This is a genomic window from Inquilinus sp., from assembly GCF_057815775.1.
The window spans coordinates 1-3,256 of the sequence record NZ_JBYRFX010000754.1; the positions used below are offsets into that span (position 1 = coordinate 1).

Below are 3,256 nucleotides of genomic sequence, written 5' to 3' on the forward strand. Positions count from 1 at the left end.
CAGGCGCGGTTCGACCATGACGCGCTGGCCGAGACCGTGCCGGTCGCGATCCGGCTGATGGACGATGTCGTCGATGTCTCGCGCTTCCCGCTGCCGGAACAGGCGGCCGAGGCCAAGGCCAAGCGGCGCATCGGCCTTGGCGTTACCGGCCTGGCCGACGCGTTCCTGATGATGGGGGTGCGCTACGGCTCGGACGAATCGGTCGCCCTGACCGAGGACTGGCTCGGCGCGATCCAGCGCCACGCCTATCGCGCCTCGGCCGAGATCGCGGTGGAGAAGGGGGCGTTCCCGCTGTTCGACCGCGACCGCTATTTGTCCGCGCCAGGCATCGCCGAACTCCCGGAGGACATCCGGGCCCTGATCGCGCAGCACGGCATCCGCAACGCGCTGGTGACCTCGATCGCGCCGACCGGAACGATCTCGCTGTTCGCCGGCAACGTCGCCTCCGGCATCGAGCCGGTGTTCGCCTGGACCCACACCCGCACCATGCTGCTGCCCGACGGCAGCCGCCGGGCGGAGGTGGTGGAGAACTACGCTTACCGCCTGTTCCACGAGATCCACGGCGCCGACGCGCCGCTGCCCGAGTATTTCGTCGACGCCCAGACCCTGGCGCCGGCCGACCACCTCGCCATCCAGGCGGCGGCGCAGAAGCACATCGACAGCTCGATCAGCAAGACCATCAACTGTCCGGAAGACCTGCCCTTCGAGGACTTCAAGGACATCTATCGCCAGGCCTATGCGCTGGGCTGCAAGGGCTGCACCACCTACCGGCCCAACCCGATCACCGGGGCGGTGCTGGAGGCCCGGCCAAGGGCCTCGGAGACCCGGGCGGCAGAGGAGCCGGCACCGGGGGCACCGGCCGCGCGGCCCGAGGTGCTGCCGGGCGAGACCTACAAGCTGCGCTGGCCGGACAGTGACCATGCCATCTACGTCACCCTCAACGACACCGTCATCGACGGCCAGCGCCGGCCGTTCGAGATCTTCATCAACTCGAAGAACATGGAGCACTACGCCTGGACCGTGGCGCTGACCCGGATGATCAGCGCCGTGTTCCGCCGCGGCGGCGACGTCGCCTTCGTGGTCGAGGAGCTGAAGGCGGTGTTCGACCCGCGCGGCGGGCAGTGGATGGGCGGCCGGTATGTGCCGTCGCTGCTGGCCGCGATCGGCGGGACGATCGAACGGCACATGCTGGCCACCGGCTTCCTGGAACAGTCGCAGGACCTGGTGCCGGAGGTCGCAGTCGAGGTGACGGCGGCGGCAGAGGCGCCGGTGCGGCCGCTGGGCTTGTCCTGCCCGAAATGCGGGCATCCCACCCTGATCCGGCAGGAGGGCTGCGACACCTGCCTGAATTGCGGCTATTCGCGCTGCGGGTAGCGCGTGGCACCGGACCCCGGGGGCGGGGCCGGCATTCCGGAGGGGCATTTCATGAAGTTTTCCGACCTGACCACATTCGAAAAGCTGATTTCGCCGACCTTGATCAAGTTCCTGTACTGGATCGGCATCATCCTGATCGTGCTGGCCGGCCTGCGATCCCTGTTCGCCACGTTCAGCCTGGGTGGTGGGATCTTGGGTGCGCTGCTGGCGATCGTCGGCACCATCGCCGTCCTGCTGGGCTGGCGGGTGCTGTGCGAGATCTATGTCGTCGTGTTCGGCATCTACGACCGGCTGGGTGAGATCCGCGATCGTGGGGCAGTGCCACCGGCGGAATAGGCGCTCAGGCGGGTTCCGCCGCCACCCGGTCGGCCAGGGCGGACAGGGCGCCGTCATGGATGCCCAGTTCGCGCAGATGTTCGACCGTGTTCAAGAGGTAGTCGCGGTTCGGCCCGCCGATGCCGACGCCGGTGCGGATCATCGCCACCGTCTCCTCCGGCGCCAGCGCGCCGCAATACTGGCGGTGGTGGCGATCGGCCAGGAAGCAGCAGGCGGTGACTGGGCCGCCATTCTCGGAATCGGCTGGCAGGCGGATCTGCCTCAGGCTCGGCCGGTAGACGCCGGTGACCATCTCGCGCTCCCAGAGATAGGCGACCACGGCCTCGACATCGTCGGGCGCCACCTTGAAGGCCATGCCGCGGCAGGAGCCACCGCGGTCGAGCCCGAGCACCAGCCCAGGCCGTTCCGGCGTGCCGCGATAGTAATGCGACAGCACGCAGAAGCGGCGGTGATAGCCGTGCAGCACCGCGTGCTGCCGCTCGAGATGCGGGAAGCCCGGATTCCACATCAGAGAGCCATAGCCGAACACCCAGAGCGGCGCGCCCGGGGTCAGCGGCAGGTTCGGTGTCTTCCAGTCGGAGTGACCATCGGCCATCCACAACATGTAGCGTTTTGCAGCTGCGAAGGGGAGGGGCGTCGTGTCGCGTTTTGCGGCTTCGGCTTGACAGGTGGCCCGTCGCGCGGCCACGTGGCCGGCCTGTACCTCCGCCTGTACCATTGCCCGGGATCATCATGCGCCGCATCGTCGCCATCCCCGCCGCCCTCGTCGTCCTCGTCGCCGCCGGCTGGACCGGGGGATGGTACTGGGCCGCGGGCAAGGTGCAGACGCAGGCGCAGGCCTTCGCCGCAAACCCGCCGCCGGGGGTCACGGTCGATCCCGGCACGCTGCGGGTCGACGGCTTCCCGCTGACCTTCACCGTCGAATCTCGGACGCCGAGCCTGCATCGCGTCGACGGGCTGGCCTGGGACGCCGCCGGGCTGGTCGCCACCGCCAAGCCGTGGGCCCTGCCGGATATCAGCTTCGCCATCTCGCCGCCGCAGCACATCACCCTGCCGGGCAGTCCGGCGCTGACCGCCCAGGTGATGGGGGCCGGCAGCGGCAGCGCCCGCATCGGCCTGGCCGGCAAGCCGACGCGCCTGCTGCTGACCCTGTCGCAGATCGAACTCGCCGGTGGGATGCTGCAGGCGCCGCTGCCGGTGTCGCGGATCAACCTGGCCGCCGACAAGGCGCCGGATGAGGCCGGGGCCGGGGCCGCGCTGTCGCTCGACATCGAGGGGGTGGAGACACCGGATCTCGGCCTGGCCACGCTCGGCCGCAGGGTCGACATGGTGGCGGGGCGGCTGACCGTGCTGGGCACCCTGCCCAAGGCCGCCACCGCCCCCGAACTGACCGCCTGGCGCGACGCCGGCGGCAAGCTGCGGGTCGACCAGCTGGCACTGCGCTGGGGGCCGCTGCAGATCGATGCCGGCGGCTCGCTCGACCTCGACGACAAGCTGCAGCCGCAGGGCACGCTGACGGCGAAGATCCGCGGCTATGGTCCGGTGA

Annotated in this window: 4 protein-coding genes; 3 read left to right on the forward strand and 1 reads right to left on the reverse strand. The window is 69.9% G+C overall.

Features of this window, described 5'->3' with window-relative positions; translation table 11 throughout:
- Both AC3XYG_RS26510 and AC3XYG_RS26515 read left to right on the forward strand, forming a co-directional pair.
- Nucleotides 1-1,374, forward strand: a 1,374-nt coding sequence (locus AC3XYG_RS26510; protein WP_489142874.1) for a ribonucleotide reductase barrel domain-containing protein, incomplete at its 5' end; no start/stop codon positions are given.
- A 51-nt stretch (nt 1,375-1,425) separates the two neighbouring features.
- Nucleotides 1,426-1,710, forward strand: a complete 285-nt coding sequence (locus AC3XYG_RS26515; protein WP_489142875.1) for a DUF4282 domain-containing protein — start codon at nt 1,426-1,428, stop codon at nt 1,708-1,710.
- Nucleotides 1,711-1,714: 4 nt separating this feature from the next.
- Here the strand turns inward: AC3XYG_RS26515 and AC3XYG_RS26520 are convergent, their stop codons facing one another.
- On the reverse strand, nt 1,715-2,305 hold the full coding sequence (locus AC3XYG_RS26520) for a gamma-glutamylcyclotransferase (RefSeq protein ID WP_489142876.1): 591 nt from the start codon (nt 2,303-2,305) through the stop codon (nt 1,715-1,717).
- Between the two features lie 137 nt (nt 2,306-2,442).
- On the opposite strand from AC3XYG_RS26520, the gene AC3XYG_RS26525 reads away from it, so the two are divergent.
- Nucleotides 2,443-3,256: DUF2125 domain-containing protein (locus AC3XYG_RS26525; protein ID WP_489142877.1), on the forward strand; the 814-nt coding region annotated here is incomplete at its 3' end.

Bases quoted from the DNA above. Each gene is read 5' to 3' on its own strand.
- AC3XYG_RS26515 (WP_489142875.1), top strand. From the start codon at position 1,426: ATGAAGTTTTCCGACCTGACCACATTCGAAAAGCTGATTTCGCCGACC.
- AC3XYG_RS26520 (WP_489142876.1), bottom strand. From the start codon at position 2,305: ATGGCCGATGGTCACTCCGACTGGAAGACACCGAACCTGCCGCTGACC.